A 20861-nucleotide genomic window follows, 5' to 3' on the forward strand; every position below is an offset into this window, starting at 1 on the left:
TGTTGTCTCCTCGGTCCCTGAACAGTCAGGCTCTTTTCATTTGCCGCCAATACCCGGTACCTAGACCATAGCGAAAATCCGCTTGGCGTTCTAGGACGACAGCTGAATGAGGGATGCGCTCCTCGCGCATCAATTTGCCACGCAAAAAAGGCCGCACAAAAAAAGGACCAGACCACTGCACAAAAAAAAGGACCAGACCACTGAAGGGCTGATCCTTTTGTTGTCTTTATGGCGGGCCCGGAGAGATTCGAACTCCCGACCTTCTGGTTCGTAGCCAGACACTCTATCCAACTGAGCTACGGGCCCGCGCGTCACCATGTCTTGGTGAAGCGCGCATTATATACAGCTTTGCGAATTCAGCAAGGGTTTGTGGGCAAACTTTGTTGAAACCATGACAAGGGCGGGCTGACGATGAAAGTTTAGCCAAGCAGCGCCCAGGCCGCGTGCCCGACTCCGGCCAAGCTTTCCCCGGCCACCAAGCCTGCGGCGACGGGCAGGGTATAGCTTCGTGCGTGTGCAGGTGCAACACGAGCAAAGAACAGGGCAAGTGCGGCACCGGTGAACATGCCTACGCTGATCCAGGCCGGAATCACAAATGCGAGCCCTAGGGCTGGTCCGCTTGGTAGCCAGGCTTGCGCAGTTGGTCCAAGGCGCTTCTGCAGAACCAGCAGAGCAACCGCAACCACAGCGGCAGAGGCGCTAGCAGTGGCGGCATGTGGGGGCAGAGCCTCCCAGCCACCCGCCAAAACTTCTGCCACGGCTTTCCATGTGGCAACAGCCGGGGCGGGCCACTGTGCGCTGAGCAGCTGTGTGTGTGGATCCGGAATCAGTACCAGGTAGCTCAGGCTACCCACCACGCTGCCGCAAAGAATGCCTAAAGTTTGCGCTAATATCTGGGACTGCGGGCAGGCACCAATGGCATAACCAGTTTTGAGGTCATTGAGTAAATCTGCACTCTGGCCCGCAGCGCCACCGGTGACATTGGCACCCATCAAGTTGCTACTGACGCTGCCAGGCGCAATGGCGCCAAAGCCTAACTGCGCAACTTTCCCGATGGCGCCAATGGGGGGAATCCCGGTTTCCCCCACCACCCGCGCGGCCACGACGGCGAGTCCAAAGCTCATGGTTACGCCCGCAGTTGCGGCCCACCAACGAATGCCGAAGAGGTGTTGTTGCAGGATGACAGCGGCAATAGCGGCCAACACGAATCCACCCACCATCCAGCTGCGGCTTAGGTCAGAGCGAGGGGCTGCAGGCTCGCCTTGCCGTATTTTTGTCGGGCTGTTGGTTGCTAGGTAAAGCAAAAAACTGCCCAAGGAACTCACCACCATGAGTGTGACCCCAGGCCATAGCAGCCATTCGACCAGGGGGCCGAACCAGAGCTCTGCATCGGGCGATGCTTGTACCCAGCCGCGCCTAATCACTTCAGGGGCTAGTAGGCCCCAGGCCAGCAGGGCGCCCAGCAGTAGGCTGAGGCCAGCACGCCAGCCAATGATGGCTCCGAACCCCAGCATGAGTAATGACGGGTCGAGGGCGATGCCAAGCTTTTGCAGACTGAGCCCATGCAGTCCTGTTCCAGGAGGGCTCCAGCGCGCAAGACCCAAGCCCAAGGACTGAGCCCAGCTATTACCAGCCGCGATTAATAGCGCCGCCACTAAGGCGCGTAACTTGAGCACGGCAGCACGCCCACCGCGGTAAATTTGGGTGATTGTTTCGGCAGTGGCTACGCCTGCTGGAAACCGGAGTTTTTGTTCAATAATCAGGCTGCGTCTGAGGCTAGCAGCCACTCCAATACCCAGGGCGCTAACGGTAAAGACCCACAGAACTAACCAAGTGATGGGCAGAGTTTGGCCGGTAAGTAATGTCCATGCCGGAATGGGTGCAACTAAGCCCCCAGAGATGATGGAGGCGGCCGCCGACGCCGTTGTTTGGTTGATGTTGTTCTCGTACAAGCCCCACTCGGCGCTACCGCATAGCTGCTGCGCCAAGCGCCAGAAGCCCAGAGAAAGTAATGCAGCGGCGATGGACATATTAAAAGACCAGCCAATCTTCAAGCCGCTATACACGTTGCAGGGGGTCAGTATCAGCCCTAGAACAACACCAGTCATCAGGGCGCGTGCGGTGAGCTGAGGTTGGTGCTGAGCGCTCATGGCAAAAGGTTATTGACAGGCTTTTAACTGATGGCAAGGTATCACGTGGGTTTTTACCTCAGGGCACTTCCTTTCAGCTATGCATTCGGCAGCGCAAGATCGACCCAGCCAGGCACAGGAAATGTGGATACTCCGCCTTCGCGCCGTAGCGCCTGATGTGCAGTACCCCAAGCTGTTGCCTTACTTGCAAAGGTCTTTAGAGGCCCAGCGGCATGAGCTCAAAGATGTCCTGAACCACCTGCCCGTACAGCTACGCGTGTTCTCCGATAAGGAAGCTGCTCGTAAACACCAATTGGCTTTGAGCTCCTTAGGCGCAGTTGCGCTCACAGATCGTGCGCAGATGCTCGGCGACTGGCTGCTGGAAGAGGTGTGGCTACAGCAATTTCGCAGTCAGATGCGTTGGGCCATGGATGGAGAGGTGCAACTTTTATACGCCATGCTGCGCTGTGACCAACCGCAGGCTACTTGGCGTTTGGCCCAGGCCTGCGCACGCAGCTTGGACGAAGGCTACCAAGTGCTCAACGGCACGGACATTGTCGTGAAATGCCCCCTAGCCGGCGAACAGGGCGCAGCCGCATGGTTGGCCAAACTCAAGCGTGAACTGGTTGCTCACCTCGGCGGCGAACTGCGCTTTGCTTCGGCGATGGCGATTTGTCCAGATGATGGCACGCAGGTTGAGGAGGTGTTGGCCAAGCTCTCCCAGCGTATCTCCGCGCGCGCCGCCTGGGATGCCAACCGCAGCGCGGCGACTCCGCCCTTTGTACGCTGGCCGCTCGCTGGCGAGTTGTGGCGTGAATGTGTGTCTTTGGGCCCCTTGCGTAGCCGCGAGGGTTTACCCGAAGACACCGTACGTTGGCTGCGCAGCTCCTGGCCTGTGGGTATAGAGCAAGATTGGTCGCAATTTAGTGTGGCCGACGAGCGTATTCTGGAGCAGCGCAATGCGCTGCTGATTGCTTATGCCAACCGCCAAGACAAAAGGCGCCAGCTGCGAGACGACCTCCTGCAGCGCTTGGAAACCATGAGCAAGGTGCCCACACTTCCTACGCATGCCCTGGAAATCTACAAACTCGCCCAAGACCGTGATTACGACACTAACACTTTAGCGGCCATCGTGGAGCGAGACCCTGGACTGAGTACGCGCATACTTGCGGTCGTCAACAGCCCGCATTTTGGGCTGTCTAGCACCGTCGATTCGATTCGTCATGCCTTGGTTTTATTGGGCGGTGAGGAAATTGCCCATATTGCCTTGTCGGTCAGTACCGAAACTGTCTTCAGCCAGCTCAAGAGTCGATCAGGTGCTGCCCTGTGGAAACATTCCTTTAAAGTGGCTGAGATCAGCCGATCTCTAGCCCGACGGGTCGATTCCGCTCTGGTTCCTATGGTGTTCACTGCGGGCTTGTTACATGACGTTGGTAAGGTCTGCCTGCATGTAGTGGCCAGCCGAGAGATGCAAGCATGTGAAGCCCGCGCTCAGGAGCTGTGCTTACCCAGCATGCTGATTGAGCGTTCGGAGTTGGGTATAGACCATGCCGAGCTTGCAGGACTGATGATGGCGCGCTGGGGGCTACCGCAAAATCTGATTGAAACCGTTAACCGCCACCATGGTGTATGGCCTGGAGACTCAGAGTTGCCGCTAGGTGCTGCCTTGGTGGGACTGGCCGACCATATGGCCCATCGACTAGACGACAGCGACAACAGCGGTGATGAAATGCGACTGAGCCAAGTTCAGCTGCAGGTGCTGAGTCCGCATTTCGGGATGCTGGATGGCACCGGGGTGGACTTGCTGGCTCAAGATATACGCGAAGGATTAGGGCAGCAGGCGGCTTAGGGCGGCGGTTTCTCCATCGCTTTGCTTGCGGATGTCGTCAGCGCTTCCGTCGTGGCCGGCTTAGACTCAAAGCGTGCGCTATTGGCGTCCGGATCATACGGAGTTGTGAAGCTTCGCTATAGTGACGACCCATTTACCTGAACGGCGCGCCATGCCTGCGCTTCACTTAGACGCCTTGCGTCAGGGATTTACTGAGGCCATTCCTCATAGCCGCCATCTGGGGCAGGTGATAGAGGAATTGCAGCCAGGCCAAGGCACTCTGCGTCAACCCTACCGGCCGGAACTCCTTGGCGATGTGGAGCAGGGGCTCATTCATTCTTCAGTGCAGACCAGCCTCATGGACACCACCTTTGGGGTGACGGTCTTCAGTGCCTTGGGCAACAGCGAGTCTATTGCCACTTTGGATTTGCGCATGGATTACCTGCAACCAGCCCTGGCCGCGAAGGACTTATGGGCACGCGCCAGCATTGACCGTATCACCAAGCAGGTTGCTTTTGTGAGCGGGGTAATTTGGCAAGACGACCCGGAACAGCCCATTACTCTGGGCCGTGCCTGTTTTATGCGGGCAGCCAACACCAAGTCGACAGCAGGACGCTGATGCTTGATTCACAGTTAGAGCCAACTCAGGGCGTTCCGTACGCGCAGCTGCTAGGGATTGTCTATAACCGCCAGGAGGGCTGCTACTGCTTGCCCTTCAGGCCCGATTTAGTCGGCAATGCCAAGTTGCCGGCCCTGCATGGCGGAGTGGTTGCCGGCTTTGCCGAAACGGCGGCAGTACTCTGGCTTATGCGCAGTGAGTCGGTCCAGGGTGTGCCCAAGCCGGTCGATTTCTCCATTGATTATTTGCGTAGCGCTGGTGCGCAGCAGAGCTTTGCCCGGTGTGAGGTGCTAAAGCAAGGGCGACGCGTAGCGCAGGTGGTTGTACGGGTGTGGCAGCAAGACCCCAACGCGCTGGTAGCCGTGGCTCGAATGCACTGTTTGCTCCCTGCACCTGCGCAGTCTGCTGAAGGTGGCGCGACTTAGCGCAGCTCACTAAAAGGGCATGGCCTTGCTTGGCGCCATCCTTAAATCCGAAGACCAAAGAGCCCCGCAATCAATGAGAGGGCCAGCAAATAGCCCAGAAAGCCCAGCATGACCACCACGATGGCGCGCGCTGTTGAGCTGAAGTCCAAAGCTTGGCGTACGGCAATAATCATGGACGCCAACATCCATACTTGGGCCACCAGCACGACCAAACCGCCGAGCAGGGGAATAACACCGAAGATGCGTAGTACCCCCGGCGCTTGGGCTAGGCCCATAGTGCGCAGCAATTGCCCCATATCTACCTGAGTTTGGCTTTGGGCCAGTAATCGCCCTCCAACCAAGTAAATAATGGCCGCCCAGAGTAACCAACCCACCAGACTGCCAATCACCAAAGCGATGACACCCTGTAAGCCACCCAAACCGGCACCACCAATACCCGCGCAGACGGCGGCCAGAACCACAACCAACAAGGCCTGACCGGTTGCGGTGTCATCTTTCTCGATGTCTTCGAAGACCTCTGGGTCCAGCCTCATGGCCCGCTGCATTCGCTGGGTAAGCACGCTCATCTCTCCCTCCGTACACAATCGTGTTGCGTAGCAGTGTGGCATATCGCCAGATCAATAAGCAGCCGCTTAGACTCCCTTCAGCACTCGGCAAGGCCTACCGGGATGTTCACCGCCAATCCCCCTTGGCTGGTTTCTTTGTACTTGATGCTCATGTCGTGGGCGGTTTGACTCATGGTGCGGATGACTTCATCCAGACTCACTCTGGCTTGAGCCGGGTCGCTAACCAAAGCGATCTGCGCTGCGTTGACCGCCTTCACGGCCCCCATGGTGTTGCGCTCTATACAGGGCACCTGCACCAAGCCGGCAACCGGGTCGCAGGTCATGCCTAGATGATGTTCCATGGCTATTTCAGCCGCCATCAAGCATTGGTCCACACTGCCGCCTGATACTTCGGTGAGCGCTGCCGCCGCCATAGCGGAGCTCACCCCAATTTCTGCTTGGCAACCTCCGAGTGCGGCGGAAATGGTGGCGCCCTTCTTAAAGTGGCTGCCAATTTCTCCGGCCACCAATAAAAAATCTTCAATGTGCTGTGGCGCCTGAGCATCGCTGTTGAAGCATAGGTGCCACATGAGTACTGCGGGGATCACGCCTGCAGCCCCATTGGTGGGGGCGGTCACGACGCGCCCTAGACTGGCGTTCTCCTCATTCGTGGCTAGCGCAAAGGTTGAAATCCAACGCAGGGTCTGGGTGAAGCCAGGGGTGCTGGTTTGAATCGCCCGCAGCCATGCTTGGGCGCCCTCAAGCTGCGCATAGTCTTCACCCATCAAGCTCTGACAGATGCCAGCAGCCCGGCGACTGACCTTGAGACCACCGGGCAAGTGACCATTCCTATGGCAGCCGCGGTACATGGTCTCCAGCATGACCGCCCAAATATCGGCCAGGCCTTGCTTGACCTCTTCGGCGCTGCGCCAGGCGGCTTCATTGAGTCGCGTAAGTTGGCTGATGCTCAACCCTTGCTGCTGGCAATGACGACGCAGCTCAGCCGCCGATTGTGCTGGGTAGGGCAGGCGCACATGGGCCGAATCGGTCGTAGTCTCGCCCCGCATTAATACGAAGCCACCGCCCACGGAGAAATAGCTAGCTTGCACTTCGCCTTCGCCGACCTGTGCCCTAAAGCGAAGCCCGTTGGGATGCTCCGGCAGGCTTTGATCCTTATGAAAGCGAATATCCCGCCCCGGGTCGAAATTCAACTCAGCCCCATTGAGCTGCAAGGTCTTGCTTTGCTGCAGCTGTTGAATATCTGTGTGGATGCGATCCAGGGCGATAGTGACAGGGTCGTGGCCCATGAGGGCCAAACAGAGGGCGGTATCAGTATGGTGGCCTTTGCCCGTTAGGGCTAGTGAGCCGTAGAGGTCAATTTGCAGATGCGTAGGCTGTTGTTGACCAAGCTGTTCCTGCAGAAAGCGCTGGGCGGCTCGCCATGGCCCCAAAGTATGCGAACTGGAGGGGCCCACACCGATTTTGAGCATGTCAAAGACGCTGATCGCCTCCACCGACTGTGCTTCAGCCACCTCCGATCACCCTTATTCGGCCAGGTGGCGGACGCGGCTGAAGGCATCAATCGCGAAATCGATATCCGCATGGCTGAGCGCGGCCGACATTTGCGTGCGAATGCGGGCCTGACCCTTTGGCACCACCGGGTAGGAGAAAGCAATCACGTACAGCCCCTCCTCGAGCAATGCTTCCGCCACACCTGCGGCCTTGGGCGCGTCAAAAAGCATGACCGGAACAATGGGGTGGGTGCCCGGTTTGAGCACATAGCCCAGATCATCCATGCCCTCACGAAAGCGCTGCGTCAAATCGTGTAGATGGCTAATCAGGCGACCTTGGCGGACAAGCTCTAGAGCCTTGCGAGCGCCAGCAACGGCGACGGGGGCAACCGTGTTGGAGAACAGATAAGGACGCGAGCGTTGGCGGAGAAGAGCGACGATATCTGCGGAAGCACAGGTGAAGCCGCCGCTGGCTCCGCCAAGCGCCTTGCCCAAGGTGCCGGTGAGAATATCGACCTCGCCCAGTACCTCGCAGTGCTCGGCACTACCGCGCCCCTGAGCACCCACAAACCCCGTTGCATGACTATCGTCCACATGAACCAGCGCGTCGTATTTTTTTGCCAAGCTGCAAATATCAGCCAGGGGGGCGATGGTGCCATCCATGGAAAACACGCCATCGGTGGTGATGAGCTTAAAGCGGGCGCCAGCAGCGGTTGCCTCTTGCAGCCGGGCTTCCAGCTCAGCCATATCGCAATTGGCGTAGCGGTAGCGCTGGGCTTTGCATAGCCGTACACCGTCGATAATGCTGGCATGGTTCAGCGCATCGGAGATGATGGCGTCATCCGGGCCCAGCAGAACCTCAAACAAGCCGCCATTGGCGTCAAAGCAGCTGGGGTACAGAATACAGTCGGGGTAGCCCGAAAACTCGGCCAATTCGGCTTCAAACTGAGTATGAAGTTCTTGAGTGCCGCAGATAAACCGCACGGAGGCCATGCCAAAGCCCCAGTCATCCAGGGCCTGGGCTGCCGCTTTGCGAACCTCAGGGTGCTGCGCCAAGCCTAGATAATTGTTGGCACATAGATTCAGCACTTTACGCCCAGGCTGAACTTCGACATAGCTGGCCTGAGGCCCTCGGATGCGGCGCTCGTTCTTATACAGACCAGAGTCGCGAATGTCTTGCAGCTGCGCAGCGATGTGCTCTGCGAATGCGGCGTTCATACAGCCTCCCAATTGAGAATGACTTTGCCTGCCTGTCCAGCACGCATGGCCTCAAAACCGGCCTGAAACTCGGTAAACGGGAGTCGGTGGGAAATAACCGGCGTAACGTCCAGCCCAGACTCCACCATCACACTCATTTTGTACCAAGTTTCGTACATCTCTCGGCCGTATATGCCTTTGAGCGTCAACATATTAAAGATCACGGTGTTCCAATCGATGGCGACATCATCACTGGGGATGCCCAGCATGGCCACCTTGCCGCCATGGCACATGCTGGCTAAGAGATCGCGAAAGGCTTGGGGGTTGCCGCTCATCTCCAGGCCCACATCAAAGCCCTCAGCCATGCCCAAATCTTGTTGTGCCTGGGCTATGGATTCGCTGCGAACATCAACCGTACGGTTGGCCCCCATCTGAGCTGCCAATGCTAAGCGCTGCGGATTCACATCCGTGATGACGACATGGCGTGCACCGGCATGACGGCAAACGGCGGCGGCCATCAAGCCTATGGGCCCGGCGCCGGTAATCAACACATCTTCGCCCAGCAGATCGAAGCTCAGCGCCGTATGAACCGCATTCCCTAGCGGGTCGAACATAGCCGCCACATCCAAGTCGATGCCGGGACGATGCTCCCAGACATTACTCATGGGCAAGGCCAGATACTCGGCAAATGCGCCAGGACGGTTGACCCCTACACCACTCGTCTTGGCGCAGAGGTGCCGTCGGCCAGCCATGCAGTTGCGGCACCGGCCACAGACCACATGGCCCTCTCCGGAGACTATTTGACCAGCCTCGAAATCGTTCACGTTACTGCCAACGGCCACGATTTCGCCAACGAACTCATGGCCCACCACCATAGGCACCGGAATCGTTTGCTGCGCCCAGGCGTCCCAGTTGTAGATGTGCAGATCGGTCCCACAGATGGCCGTTTTTTTGACCCGAATCAGGACATCATTAATACCTATAGCTGGTTCGGGGACATCCTCCAGCCATAGCCCAGGCTCGGCCCGGGACTTTACAAGGGCTTTCATGGTGTTGCTTCAAGCACTCCAAGTTGTTCTAGCAATGGCAGGTCTAAATGGCCGTCTGCGACCAGACCTTGTTGTTGTTGATAAGCGCGGATGGCAGCGCGTGTTCCAGAGCCGGCAATACCGTCCGCCGGACCGGCGTTGTAACCCAAGTCGTTAAGGCGCTGCTGGGCGCGTTGAATATCAGCCAAGGCCATCCGTTCGCTAGGTATGGGGGCAGGTCGGTGCAATTCCGGGGCCCTAACCAAACGGTCGGCCAGATGGCCTACGGCGATCGCATAATAATCGGAATTATTCCAACGTTTAATCACGGAAAAATTGGGGTAAACCAAGAATGCAGGGCCATCGGCGCCAGCGGGCACCAACAAGCGTGCTTGCAGGTCTGCAGCAGGAAGTGCCGAGCCATCAATGCGGCGAACTCCCTTTTGCTGCCATTGGCCTAGGCTGCGCTGCGTTTTGCCATCGGCCAAGGCGTAGTCAAAACCAGTGGGCAGAAGCACCTCCCGTCCCCAGCGCTCACCGCGCTGCCAGCCGAGCTGAGACAGGAAATGAGCCGCGGAGGTGAGTGCATCGGCGGTGCTGCTGAATAGGTCAACGCGCCCATCGGAATCCCCGTCGCGGCCGTAGCGCACATAGTTAGAGGGCATAAATTGCACCTGGCCTAAAGCGCCGGCCCATGAACCACGCAGCTCGGCGGGGTCTAGGCCATGCACATGCAAGACCTTCAGTGCATTCAGCAGTTCTTCGCGGAAAAAACCACTGCGCCGGGTGTCACAGGCCAATGTCGCTAGCGCATCCAGGCTGGGTGTATTCCCCATGTAGCCACCGTAGTTGGTTTCCATCCCCCAAAAAGCCACCAAGTAACGGCCGGGAACCCCATACTCTCGCGTAAGTTCTTTTAACAGCGAGCGCTGCTCAGCCAGCTTCTCTTGACCCATGCGGACGCGTTCGGCACTGACCGCGCGATCGAAGTAGCGACCAAAACTTAAGCTGAACTCGGGCTGACGGCGATCCAGCTCAATCACACGGCTTTGCCATTGCAGGGCGCCAATCAGGTTTTGCGCGCCAGGGGGTAGGCCTCGCTGCGCGGCCAGATCTTGCAAGGACTCCAAACATTGCGGGTAATTGCTGGGCTGCTCGCTTGGAATGGGGTTCGCCCAAGCACTGAGGCTGATGCTCGCAACAACACAGGCGCAGAGTTTTTTCACGGGGTTTTCACCATATTCAAAGCTAGTTCTAGGGCTTGCTCCGCATTCAACCTTGGGTCGACGCGCGATAAATAAGCCCTTTCTAAGTCGGCGCTTTGCAGATCACGGGCACCGCCAATGCATTCGGTCACATTATCGCCGGTGAGTTCCAGATGAACGCCACCCAAGTGGCTTTCGCAATCACTATGAATGGCAAAGCTGCTGCGTATTTCGGCCAAAATGTCGTCAAACGGCCGCGTTTTGTAGCCATTGTCGGTTGCGATGGTATTGCCGTGCATGGGGTCGCAGACCCATAAGGCCTTGCACTTTGCCGCTTGTACTGCACGAACCAATGCTGGCAGCTTGGCGTCGACGTGATTCGCTCCGAAGCGGTGGATGAGGACGATCTTGCCGGCTTGGTTATCCGGGTTCAGGCGTCGACAGAGTTCCACCACCCATTCGGCATCCATCTGCGGCCCGACCTTGATGCCAATGGGGTTGGCAACCCCTTCAAAAAAGCGTACATGCGCGCCGTCTAGAGCCGCTGTGCGCACACCAATCCAGGGCAGGTGGGTGGACAGCAGGTAGGCGCGGCCATCCATGCTTTGAACCTGGGCAGCCTCGTAGGGCAGTAACAAGGCTTCGTGAGAGGCATAAAAATCGATGCGCTCCAAATCACTGGAACGCTGGTGAGTCAGTCCCTCCATAAAGGCGATGGCATCCTGAACTTCACGCACACGCGCGCTGTAGGTCTGGGCCTGGGGGCTACCCTGCATCCAATCGAAACTCCAGGACTGGGGGTGGCGCAGGTCCGCAAAGCCGCCGTCGATAAGGCCGCGTAGATGATTCATGGTCATGCCAGCCAAAAAGTGGCCGCGTAACAAGCGCTGGGGATCCGGGCGTCGGGCAGAGGCTGTAAAGGCCGGTGCGTTGACGTTATCGCCACGGTAACTCGGGAGCGTAAGGCCATCCTTGGTTTCTGTGGGAGCGGACCGTGGCTTGGCGTATTGGCCTCCAATACGTGCGATGCGCAAAACGCCCTGACGGCGTCCATGGACCAATAACAGGCTCATCTGCAGCAAAATCTTGAGCTGGCTGGTGAGCCTTGCACTGGTGCACTCGGCGAAAGATTCGGCACAGTCACCCCCCTGCAGCACGAAGAGCTCACCAGATTCCGCGCGCGCCAAGGCCTGGCTGAGCCGGTGAACCTCGGGGACGGTCACCAGGCTGGGCAGCTCGCGTATCAGCCCTAGCACCTGTTCCAGGGCATGGGGGTCTGGCCATTCAGGTTGCTGCGCGGCCGGGAGTTTCTCCCATGTGGTTTTCATCTCACCCCCGGCAGTATGCGATTGCTAATGCGTTGCAGCCGCGGCCAGTCCGCGTCGCGCAATGCGGCCAAGCCACCTGTTCGTTGCAGCCAAGCAGATTGATCTAACGCACCTGATTGCTGCATGACCTGGGCTTGGTTCAAGCTACGCTGCGCCATCCAGACGCTGTAGGGCGTGACGGCTCTTTGGCTTTGGATCGGGCCAAGTTCAAAGGCAATGTTGCCAACCCCACGCGGCAAGACACGCCCCGGATGTTCCTTGATCCACTCCTGGACTCGCGTTGCGCTGTTTTGCAAGAAAGGCCAGAAGTCCTCGAAGAGCTGCTTGAACACAGCATCCAGACTGGAGGGTACAGCCTCTAACCAATCTCCCCCTGGGGAGACCGCAGCTCCCTCATGGACGCGTTGCACCCAGTCGAACACGGCTGGGCTGCGTTCCTGCATCAGCCTGCGCGGCACCAAATCGCGCCCAAGATGAGCATGTAAAGGGCCCATCATGGCGACATCAGCCAAACTCGGACGGCTACCAAGCAAGTAGGGGTATTGGCGCAAGTGGGCCTGCAAGGTGTCGAGCAGGTTGCCGTAGCGCTGCTGAATCACCGGCCGCGTACGCTCGTTAATACCCAGTCCTGGCAGGAACTGATGAAATGTCTTGCCCAGCATGGACCCCACCTGACGTCTGAGCCATTGCGGCGCTTGCGCAGACAACAGCAAACCAAAATGTGCCTCTATGTCGGCACGATGCTCCGGGTCGGCAAGATAGTCCCAGCGATAGTGCATGGCGGGCAACAATAGCCATTCATCGGCAAACAACTCTAATAAGTAAGCCGCCAAGCGCATTTCGGGGTGACTGGGTAACAACGCGGGCTCTGGGTACAAGCCTTCCAGAGCGTCAAAGATCACGCTGGTGTCTTGGATGAGAACACCATTGCCCAATTCCAACACCGGAATCATCGCCAGGCCCGTACGGGGCTGGAGCACGCGCTTAATGCGCAGCAAAGTGGCAGGGGTTTCGGCAAAGGCTAGGCCTTTGCAACGCAAATTCGCCCGTGTTTTGGCGCTGTAGAGCGAGTGGGGTAGGGCATAAAGCCTAAGGTCTGCGCTCATGAAGTCTCCGGTGGAATTGTCAGGAGGAGGTCGCGGGTGCGCACATAGTCGCGCCAGGGGAGCAAATGGCCGCTGTGGTCCCAGACGAGGTGCTCGCGTGGCAATGTTGTTGGCAAGTGGTCGAGCAGAACGGCTGGACTTGCCGGGTTGACCAAGCGGTCTTGAGCCCCCTGTACGATGGTCAAATGGGCATGTAGCTGCGGAGTATGCTGCAAGAGTGCCTGCAATTGGGTGCTCAAAGCCATGACTTCGCGGTTACTTCGCCGCCAACTCCGTGGCAAAACCCAACGAATTGGGGCGCTAGCCGCCATATGGTTAAACCAGCGTGGGTGCTCGTATTCGGGCGCTAGTGATGCAGCAAGCAGCACAACGCGGCGCACCTGTTTCGGAGCCAATATTGCCATCCATAGGGCTACGGGCCCGCCCAAAGAGTGGCCGGCCAGCGTCAATGGCTGGGAGGTTGGCAATTGCTTCAGCAGCTGTTGTGCCTGTACGCGAAGATCTGGTGTGAATGGCACTGGGCTGCGCCCAAAACCTGGGCGGTCCAGGGCGAATACATCCCAACGGTCGGCTAGGGCAGAATCTTCGAGATAACGCGCAAAGTGCCCAGCGCGGCCTGGGCTGCCGTGAATGAATACCAAGGCCGGGCGCTGGCCCTGATTGGCAGGGTGTTCGAGGCAGCCCTGCTCAGGATGACATTCGAGGCCCAGTACCGGGCTACTCAACCCAGCCAGTAGGCAGAAGATGACCTGGCGCAGAATGGTCCTGACGAAAGCATTCACGTCCCTGGGTCAGGCTCCAGGTAAGGGCGCAAGAAAGTGGCAATATCGTCCCAGTCATCCTTGCCTAGCAGGAAATTACTCAAGTGCCCACGTGCGGTTCGCTCGCGCAGGACCACGGGGACGTTATAAGCCTTCAAGGCCAAGGCCATCCGCTCGGACTGACCTTGGTCGACAAGTAAGTCCCAGTTCCCGTGCCACAAGTAGGCCGGTGGTGCCAAGCTATGGACCTTGAGTAAGGGGGAGGCATCTCTATAAATAGAGCTGCCCACAGCGGCGGGCACGCCGCCCAAAAAGGCGTTGACGAGTTTGGATTGCGGGTACTGCGTGAGATCATAAGGTCCGGCTCCGCCCACCCACGCCACAGGAGGCAACAAGCGCGGAGGCGAGTCCAAGGCCGCAACAGCTGCTAAATGGGCACCCGCCGAATAACCTAAGATGGCGATACGGCTGGGGTCTAGACCATATTCCTGGGCGTTGGCGTGGATACTGCTGAGAGCCGCATACAGATCTTGTTTTTGGGCCGGCCAAGTGTGTTTAGGTGCCAGTCTGTAGGCCATATTGATGGCGACCCAGCCTTCGGCGACCACGCGATCGACATAGGTTTGCATGTCGCTTGGCTCACCGCGCTGCCAGCCACCGCCGTGAATAATGACCACAGCAGGCCTGACTTTGGCATCTTGTGGGCGGTGTACAGTGTAGTAAGTGCGGGACGAGTTACCATCCGGTCGATAGTTAAACGTTCCTAAAGACTGTGCGGCGGGCAAATCTGGGGCTGAGGCGCAAGATGCAATCAATGCGCAAAGCAGCGCGGCTGGTAGGGCAATCAGTCGCATAACATTCTCCGATGCGGGGGCAATATGGCGCATCCCATCGCCATTGCAGGCTCAGCGTTTGAGCCAGTGATATTAGAAGATGGATGTATTTTAACGAGAGGACCAAAAAGGATGATGTGGGATGCAGCGACCTTGCTGGTGGGTCTGGGCGGAGCGCTCTTAGGAGCCAGCCTCATCAGCATTGTGGCGGCTGCCATTTGGCGCCAGCAAAAACGGGTCCACATTGAGGCTCTAGCCACAGCTGAAGACACCGCGACACAACTGCAAAGGCAGAATCAGCAGGCCGCCATCGAGTTAGCTGAGCTGCGCGCAGTCGCTCAGCAGCTGGAGAATGCGAATGCAGACAAGCAGCGGCTTACAGAGCAGGTCCAGCACTGGCGGGAGGCTCACGGCCGGCTGGAAGAGCAGCTCAGGGCAAGCCAGGAGCAAGCCAAAGAAAAGTTAGAGCTGTTAGAGCAGGCCAAAGAGCAGCTCAGCCAGCAATTTAAGCTCCTGGCCCAAGATATCTTAGAAGACAAAAGCCGTCGCTTTACCGAACTGAATCAAAAGAACCTGGGGGAGCTCCTCAATCCAGTGCGCTCCAAACTGGGTGAGTTTCAAGCCAAGGTAGAGCAGTTCTATGACAGCGAAGGAAAGCAGCGCAGTGCGCTCGCAGCCCAGGTGCGCGAGCTGTTTAGCCTGAACCGCAGCCTTTCAGAAGATGCCCAGAACCTCACACGCGCGCTCAAAGGCGAGTCCAAAACGCGCGGCAACTGGGGGGAGCTGGTATTAGAGCGCATTCTCCAAAGCCTAGGTCTGGAGAGAGGGCGCGAGTATGAGGTGCAGGTCAGCCAAATGGTTGATGGCGTGCGCCTGCAACCTGATGTGGTCATCCATCTGCCAGAGGACCGTCATATTGTGGTCGACTCCAAGGTGTCGTTGGTGGACTGGGAGGCCGCGCATGCCGCCGAAGACGACGCCAGCCGCCAAGCCGCGTTGCGCCGCCATCGCGATAGCTTACGCACCCACATACGCCAACTGGCCAGCAAAAACTACCAAGATTTGTACGGCATTCAATCTTTGGATTGTGTGGTCATGTTTGTCCCCATTGAGCCAGCCCTGCTCAGTGTGGTGGCAGACGATGGGGACTTGTTTCAGCACGCATGGCAGCAACAAGTTTTGCTGGTGAGTGCTAGTACCTTGTTCTTCGCGTTGCGGACCGTGGCTTACCTATGGCGTCAGGATGCGCAGAACCGCAATGCCCAGGAGATTGCCAGCCGCGGTGCGGAGCTCTACGACAAACTCAACGGTTTTGTGCAGGAGATGGACCGGGTTGGGGACCACCTACAACGTGCGCAGGATGCCTTCGGCACCGCGAGTAAACGCTTGGTGGCCGGCCGGGGCAACGTGATCCGACAGGCCGAAATGCTGCGTGAGCTGGGTGTCAAACCCAAAAAGTTGTTGCCCCAAAGCTGGCGCGACGACGCCCAGCGCGAAGCTGCCGCGCTGGCACCGTCGGAGGCGGAGTCTAAAACTGAGTCACCCTAGTTGCCTTGCCAAGGGATTGATCATTTCCCGTGGAGCGTTCCTCGCATCGGACGATTTGAGGGGCTTATACAAGAAATGAACTTCCGTTAAGAGGCACCAAGACCGGTGGCGTGTGCTGGAAGCAGAAGCGCGGCGTTCATGCTGCGGGCTGCTGTTTGATCCGGCCCCCGCTGCGCTGGGCTAGCCACGCAGCACTAGGCTCCCAAATACTACTAGGTGCCTTGCTACCAGACACGATGCTCATGTGCCCTCCGGGAACCTGCATGGTTTCCAGCTCGGTGCTACCCAGCAGTTCGCGCAGCCGCTGGCTGGATGCAGGAGAAATAATGGGGTCACTCTTGCCGAGTACCATCAGTACAGGTTGTTTTACAGACTGCAGCGAAGCCGCGCAGTCGCGAATAGGCAAACGCCCGGACGCAAGCACGTTATCGGTGAGCAAATACTGGAGTACGTCTTGGATCACGCCGCCTGGATAGGCGACCATGTCATCCAAAAATGCAGCATGGGTGGCGTGGTTGGTCACAAACTCCCGGTCATGGAGGTTGCGCAGCAGGTCTGTGTAGCCACGCATGGTTCCAGCGGGGCTCGCCAATTTGAAAGCCAAACTGTTGGCCCATCCCGGGCTGCGCCACCAGCGTGGATGTGTGCCGTGCACATTCCAACCCACGCGCTCTAGTTGGCGCATCTGCTTGGCAAGTAGTCGGTTTTGCCAATTGACACCGCCTGGGGCGTGGTAATCGCAAGGAGGGCCGAGCAGCACCAAGTTGGCAATGTCGGGGTCACCAAGGGCTGCGTAGCAGTAGCTAAAAATGCCGCCCATGCTCCAGCCGTGCAGGGAAAGAGTCCGGGTTCCTGCATCCTGGCGAATTTGCTCCAGACACTCCGGCATCAGCTGCTTGAGGTAAGTGGCAAAGTTCCAGCTGTTTTGCCGGCTACCGGGCCGACCCCAGTCAATCATGTACACCCGGAAACCCTGCTCCTGATAAAAGCGCACCAGAGAGCGCTGCGGGAACAGGTCATAAATCAACATGTTGACCGCCAGCGGCGGGACGATCACCAAAGGGGTTGCGTGGGCGTCCTCAAGTGCCGGATAGGCGCGCACGCTCACGATGTCATGGCGATGGATGATGCGGTGCTGGGTCTTCCCAGCCTGGATCAAGTCGCGCGCATGTAGAAATCGATCACGAGCGTTGCGCAGGCTATGGAGAGGACGGCGAGGAGTCGGGAGACGGGCTTTCACGCAGTTTTCGGGGAGTGGGCTCGGGCGCGCATTGTGCCGCAGATCAGCTGCCCGCGCAGGAGCACTGCAGTCAGCACTGCGACCAAAGAGTGATTGTCAGGATCCCCGGCAAGCCACAACACTGAGCTGTTGATCGTGGCTAAACCTTATCCACGCCGAGTCGGAGGAGCGCAGAACATGGCTTATCAAGACGAGTGCGAACTCGCACGGACCAACCCCCAGCAGTTCTGGGCGCGGCAGGCGCGCAGCCTGCATTGGGACAAAGCCTGGAGCAGCACCTACGACCCTGGCCTAGGCCCCCTCGGAGAATGGTTCGCCGACGGCGAGCTCAACACCTGCTTCAACGCTCTGGACCGACATGTGGCCGCGGGCCGTGCCGACCAACCGGCTTTGGTGTACGACTCGCCCATGTCTGGTAAGTCACGTAGCTACAGCTACCGAGAGCTACGGGATCATGTAGCGCGGGTGGCGGGCATGCTGCGCAGTCATGGCGTAAGCCCTGGCGACCGGGTGGTCATCTACATGCCAATGGTGCCCGAGGCCGTCATGGCGATGTTGGCCTGCGCCCGTATTGGCGCCGTGCATTCCGTGGTTTTTGGTGGCTTTGCGGCAGCAGAGCTCGCCAAGCGTATTGACGATGCAAAACCGGTCCTCATCCTCAGCGCATCTTGTGGTTTAGAACCAGGCAAAACCATTGCCTACAAGCCTTTGTTGGATCAGGCTTTGGATGAAGCGCATTGGCCGGTTAGCCGTTGCATTATTCTGCAGCGAGAAGAACTAGAAGCACGCTTACATCCCGTGCGCGACCGCAACTGGGACCAGGAAGTCTTAGCAGCAGACTCGGTGGGTTGCGTGGCCGTCAAGGCCTCCAGCCCTCTGTACATCTTGTATACCAGTGGAACGACCGGTCAGCCCAAAGGAGTGGTGCGGGATCATGGTGGTCACGCCGTGGCATTGGATTACTCCATGCGGGCGGTCTATGACGCTGCACCCGGAGATGTGTTCTGGGCGGCATCGGATGTGGGTTGGGTGGTGGGCCACTCGTATATTGTCTATGCGCCCTTAATTCGAGGGTGCACAACCGTTTTGTATGAGGGTAAGCCGGTAGGCACACCCGATGCGGGGGCTTTTTGGCGGGTGGTCTATGAGCATCAGGTGAATATTTTGTTCACCGCTCCCACAGCCATTCGGGCCATTAAGAAAGCGGACCCCCAGGGGCTCAAGCTCAGTGAGTACCCCATGCCCAGCTTGCGCAGCTTATTCTTAGCGGGAGAGCGCAGTGATCCAGACACTATTCAATGGGCTCAAGATCAGTTGCAAATACCCGTCATCGACCATTGGTGGCAAACCGAACTGGGCTGGCCAGCCGCCGCCGTTCCCTTGGGTTTAAAAGGGGTTGCGCCAAAGTCGGGTGCTGCGGGCAAGGCCATGCCCGGGTTTCACTTCAAGGTGTTGAGCGACGATGGTGCACCTGCGCCGGCAGGCCAAGTGGGGAGTTTAGTGCTAGAACAGCCGCTGCCCCCAGGAACGCTGCTCACGCTGTGGAACAACGAGACCGGGCTGCAGCAAAGCTATTTGCAACAACACCCCGGCCATTATTTGAGCGGAGATGCGGGTATTCAGGATGAAGACGGATACTTGTGGTTTTTGTCGCGTACCGATGACGTCATTAATGTCGCGGGGCACCGCCTCTCTACCGGCACCATCGAAGAGATTGTGGCGGGGCATGACTGCGTGGCCGAGTGCGCTGTGTTTGGTGTGGCCGATGCCTTAAAAGGGCAGCTGCCGCTGGCCTTAGTTGTTCTCAAAGACGGCAAGCAGGTCGACCCAGAAAGTTTAGAGAAAGACCTCGTACAGCGGACCCGGGCGCAACTGGGTGCGGTGGCCTGCTTACGCCAGGTGGGTGTGGTCAAACGCCTTCCCAAAACCCGTTCCGGAAAAGTGCTCAGAAAGACCTTGCGCCAATTGGCCGATGGCGAAGCGCCATGCGCTCCCGCCACAATTGATGACCCAGCAATCTTGCAGGAAATTGAGATCGTGCTCGTGGGAATGGGCTATGCCCAACCGCAGTCACAGCGTGCAGCGGGCTGAGAACTACAGCGCTTCAGCGACCGGCTCTGCTAGGCTGCCGGTAACGAACTAACAGGTTGTCCTGATTGGAGTGGCCAGATGCTTTGGCCCAGCTCGGCGTATTTGGTCGTCGCTTTAATGATGTCTGGTACTGCCCTGATTTTCTGGTGGCAGGACCGGGACAACCCCGCAACTCGAGCGCTGTCCTTGTGCATGGGCATGATTGGCGCTCGGCTATTACTGAGTGGTCCGGACGAGCAAAACCTGCCGGTGTCTGTGGTCTTTCAACTGATCTACGGACTGTGTGAGGGGCTCGCGATTCTGGCGGGTATTGAGTGGGGACGGCGAATCGCCCGTACGGGAACCTATGCGCCTTCTGTGTGGGTGTTGTGGCTGTTTAGAGTGGCGCAATTGCTCATCGTCATTTACATGATCATGGGCCTGGTATTCACCTTGGCTTGGCCAGAAACAGCGGGGCAGGAAACCGATGGTTTAAATCGAGTTCCCGGACTGCAATGGGCCATATTCGCGCCTATTCTCGGCACGGCCATTTTGTGCGTCACCATTGCTATTGTGGGTTTGCGCCTGGTGCAGATTGATGCAGCGGAGTCGGTGCGTCTGCAATCGCTGTCCTTGGCTGGGCCGGTACTGTTGACTGCGCTATTTATTCATCAGGATTACATCCCGCTCACATTAACAGCGGGCTTGTTGGTCTTCTTGTGGGGCTCGGTCCGCTACCTATTGCTGCAGGGCCGGCGCGGTCAATTTATGCGCCAGTTTTTGGCCCCTGAAGTGGCACGGCTGGTGCAAACCGAAGGCATGGAGCGCACCATGCAGCGCCAACGTCGGGTCTTAAGCGTGGTGAGTGTGGACCTGCGGGGCTTTACCGCCTTTGCACGCACCGAAAGCACCGATGTGGTGATGGATCTGCTGGCTGCCTACTACCAACTGGTTGGCGATGTCACCAGCCGCCACGGCGGCACGGTCAAGGATCACGCCGGCGATGGAGTTCTGATATTAGTTGGCGCTCCGGCGGCTTGTGACGATCACGCACAGCGTGCACTACGCCTAGCGATGGAGCTTTGTGCCCAAGCGCGGGAGCTACTCATTAGCAGCCAACATCCCTTAGGAGTGGGCGCTGGGGTCGCCACAGGCACCGTCACCGTGGGCGCCATCCATGGTGCCAGTCGGCTGGAATATGTTGCTGTGGGGAATCCAGTCAATCTAGCCAGTCGGCTCTGCGACCGTGCTGAGGACGGTGAGGTCTATGTGGATGATCGCACCTTGCAGCAGGTGGATGAAGCGGTGTTGTCCACCCTGGACATTCGCCAGAGCCGTCCTCAACCGTTGAAAGGCTTCCCAGAACCCGTGCCGGTCAGCTGCATTCGCGCCCAGGCACCTAGCGATGCTTCTTTAGAGGGGCAGCGTAGTAGCCGTGCCCGGCGTATGGCACGGCGCCTAAAGCGACGGATATCCCGGGCCTAAACC

At 58.3% G+C, this 20861-nt stretch carries 17 protein-coding genes and 1 tRNA gene; 6 read left to right on the top strand and 12 right to left on the bottom strand.

All coding sequences use genetic code 11. The features are described 5' to 3' along the window. Positions 1-229: 229 nt before the first annotated feature. Together KI787_02120 and KI787_02125 are read right to left on the bottom strand one after the other, a co-directional pair. Positions 230-306: transfer RNA gene (locus KI787_02120), tRNA-Arg, on the bottom strand. 113 nt (positions 307-419) lie between these two features. Then, positions 420-2150: an OPT/YSL family transporter gene (locus KI787_02125; protein ID MBV6628729.1), complete on the bottom strand. Its 1731-nt coding sequence runs from the start codon at positions 2148-2150 to the stop codon at positions 420-422. Positions 2151-2271: 121 nt separating this feature from the next. On the opposite strand from KI787_02125, the gene KI787_02130 reads away from it, so the two are divergent. The 3 genes from KI787_02130 (at position 2272) to KI787_02140 (ending at position 5001) form a co-directional block, all read left to right on the top strand. Further along, the gene (locus KI787_02130; GenBank protein ID MBV6628730.1) at positions 2272-3978 is read left to right on the top strand and encodes an HDOD domain-containing protein; all 1707 of its coding nucleotides are present in this window, start codon (positions 2272-2274) and stop codon (positions 3976-3978) included. Between the two features lie 151 nt (positions 3979-4129). Next, positions 4130-4576, top strand: coding sequence for a PaaI family thioesterase (locus KI787_02135; protein ID MBV6628731.1), 447 nt, complete (start codon positions 4130-4132; stop codon positions 4574-4576). Continuing rightward, positions 4576-5001, top strand: coding sequence for a PaaI family thioesterase (locus KI787_02140; GenBank protein MBV6628732.1), 426 nt, complete (start codon positions 4576-4578; stop codon positions 4999-5001). The genes KI787_02135 and KI787_02140 overlap by 1 nt, the downstream gene beginning before the upstream one ends. A gap of 41 nt (positions 5002-5042) precedes the next feature. On the opposite strand, the gene KI787_02145 is transcribed toward KI787_02140, so the two are convergent. The 9 genes from KI787_02145 to KI787_02185 all read right to left on the bottom strand — a co-directional run bounded on the left by KI787_02145 (position 5043) and on the right by KI787_02185 (position 14536). Continuing rightward, entirely contained in the window at positions 5043-5567 is a 525-nt protein-coding gene (locus tag KI787_02145) for a YIP1 family protein (GenBank protein ID MBV6628733.1), read from the bottom strand. A gap of 77 nt (positions 5568-5644) precedes the next feature. After that, complete coding sequence (locus KI787_02150; protein ID MBV6628734.1) at positions 5645-7036, bottom strand: L-serine ammonia-lyase; 1392 nt, start codon at positions 7034-7036, stop codon at positions 5645-5647. A 54-nt stretch (positions 7037-7090) separates the two neighbouring features. Next, positions 7091-8275 carry a glycine C-acetyltransferase gene (locus tag KI787_02155; GenBank protein ID MBV6628735.1) on the bottom strand — a complete coding sequence of 395 codons (1185 nt, stop codon included), beginning with the start codon at positions 8273-8275 and terminating at the stop codon, positions 7091-7093. Further along, positions 8272-9303, bottom strand: a complete 1032-nt coding sequence (gene tdh, locus KI787_02160) for an L-threonine 3-dehydrogenase (GenBank protein ID MBV6628736.1) — start codon at positions 9301-9303, stop codon at positions 8272-8274. Before tdh ends, KI787_02155 begins: the two co-directional genes overlap by 4 nt. Then, complete coding sequence (locus KI787_02165) at positions 9300-10508, bottom strand: lytic murein transglycosylase (GenBank protein MBV6628737.1); 1209 nt, start codon at positions 10506-10508, stop codon at positions 9300-9302. Before KI787_02165 ends, tdh begins: the two co-directional genes overlap by 4 nt. Continuing rightward, positions 10505-11815 carry a 3-deoxy-7-phosphoheptulonate synthase gene (locus tag KI787_02170; GenBank protein MBV6628738.1) on the bottom strand — a complete coding sequence of 437 codons (1311 nt, stop codon included), beginning with the start codon at positions 11813-11815 and terminating at the stop codon, positions 10505-10507. The genes KI787_02165 and KI787_02170 overlap by 4 nt, the downstream gene beginning before the upstream one ends. Next, complete coding sequence (locus KI787_02175; protein ID MBV6628739.1) at positions 11812-12921, bottom strand: glutathione S-transferase family protein; 1110 nt, start codon at positions 12919-12921, stop codon at positions 11812-11814. The genes KI787_02170 and KI787_02175 overlap by 4 nt, the downstream gene beginning before the upstream one ends. After that, positions 12918-13703 (bottom strand): alpha/beta fold hydrolase, encoded by a 786-nt coding sequence (locus KI787_02180; GenBank protein MBV6628740.1) that lies wholly within the window; start codon positions 13701-13703, stop codon positions 12918-12920. The genes KI787_02175 and KI787_02180 overlap by 4 nt, the downstream gene beginning before the upstream one ends. Then, the gene (locus KI787_02185) at positions 13700-14536 is read right to left on the bottom strand and encodes an alpha/beta hydrolase (protein ID MBV6628741.1); all 837 of its coding nucleotides are present in this window, start codon (positions 14534-14536) and stop codon (positions 13700-13702) included. The genes KI787_02180 and KI787_02185 overlap by 4 nt, the downstream gene beginning before the upstream one ends. 111 nt (positions 14537-14647) lie before the next feature. Between KI787_02185 and rmuC the strand changes: the two genes are divergently transcribed. Further along, on the top strand, positions 14648-16063 hold the full coding sequence (gene rmuC, locus KI787_02190; protein ID MBV6628742.1) for a DNA recombination protein RmuC: 1416 nt from the start codon (positions 14648-14650) through the stop codon (positions 16061-16063). A gap of 136 nt (positions 16064-16199) precedes the next feature. Here rmuC and KI787_02195 read toward each other — a convergent pair whose 3' ends face one another. Next, entirely contained in the window at positions 16200-17303 is a 1104-nt protein-coding gene (locus tag KI787_02195) for an alpha/beta fold hydrolase (protein ID MBV6628743.1), read from the bottom strand. A gap of 177 nt (positions 17304-17480) precedes the next feature. Between KI787_02195 and KI787_02200 the strand changes: the two genes are divergently transcribed. Together KI787_02200 and KI787_02205 are read left to right on the top strand one after the other, a co-directional pair. Next, positions 17481-19394: an AMP-binding protein gene (locus KI787_02200; protein ID MBV6628744.1), complete on the top strand. Its 1914-nt coding sequence runs from the start codon at positions 17481-17483 to the stop codon at positions 19392-19394. Between the two features lie 78 nt (positions 19395-19472). Further along, a complete protein-coding gene (locus tag KI787_02205; GenBank protein ID MBV6628745.1) occupies positions 19473-20858 on the top strand; it encodes an adenylate/guanylate cyclase domain-containing protein in 1386 nt (461 codons plus the stop codon). The last annotated feature ends 3 nt before the right edge of the window (positions 20859-20861 follow it).

It is taken from the genome of Oceanococcus sp. HetDA_MAG_MS8 (genome assembly GCA_019192445.1).
Classification (GTDB): domain Bacteria; phylum Pseudomonadota; class Gammaproteobacteria; order Nevskiales; family Oceanococcaceae; genus MS8.

Bases quoted from the DNA above. Each gene is read 5' to 3' on its own strand.
- KI787_02125 (MBV6628729.1), bottom strand. From the start codon at position 2,150: ATGAGCGCTCAGCACCAACCTCAGCTCACCGCACGCGCCCTGATGACT.
- KI787_02130 (MBV6628730.1), top strand. From the start codon at position 2,272: ATGTGGATACTCCGCCTTCGCGCCGTAGCGCCTGATGTGCAGTACCCC.
- KI787_02135 (MBV6628731.1), top strand. From the start codon at position 4,130: ATGCCTGCGCTTCACTTAGACGCCTTGCGTCAGGGATTTACTGAGGCC.
- KI787_02140 (MBV6628732.1), top strand. From the start codon at position 4,576: ATGCTTGATTCACAGTTAGAGCCAACTCAGGGCGTTCCGTACGCGCAG.
- KI787_02145 (MBV6628733.1), bottom strand. From the start codon at position 5,567: ATGAGCGTGCTTACCCAGCGAATGCAGCGGGCCATGAGGCTGGACCCA.
- KI787_02150 (MBV6628734.1), bottom strand. From the start codon at position 7,036: ATGCTCAAAATCGGTGTGGGCCCCTCCAGTTCGCATACTTTGGGGCCA.
- KI787_02155 (MBV6628735.1), bottom strand. From the start codon at position 8,275: ATGAACGCCGCATTCGCAGAGCACATCGCTGCGCAGCTGCAAGACATT.
- tdh (MBV6628736.1), bottom strand. From the start codon at position 9,303: ATGAAAGCCCTTGTAAAGTCCCGGGCCGAGCCTGGGCTATGGCTGGAG.
- KI787_02170 (MBV6628738.1), bottom strand. From the start codon at position 11,815: ATGAAAACCACATGGGAGAAACTCCCGGCCGCGCAGCAACCTGAATGG.
- KI787_02175 (MBV6628739.1), bottom strand. From the start codon at position 12,921: ATGAGCGCAGACCTTAGGCTTTATGCCCTACCCCACTCGCTCTACAGC.
- KI787_02185 (MBV6628741.1), bottom strand. From the start codon at position 14,536: ATGCGACTGATTGCCCTACCAGCCGCGCTGCTTTGCGCATTGATTGCA.
- rmuC (MBV6628742.1), top strand. From the start codon at position 14,648: ATGATGTGGGATGCAGCGACCTTGCTGGTGGGTCTGGGCGGAGCGCTC.
- KI787_02200 (MBV6628744.1), top strand. From the start codon at position 17,481: ATGGCTTATCAAGACGAGTGCGAACTCGCACGGACCAACCCCCAGCAG.
- KI787_02205 (MBV6628745.1), top strand. From the start codon at position 19,473: ATGCTTTGGCCCAGCTCGGCGTATTTGGTCGTCGCTTTAATGATGTCT.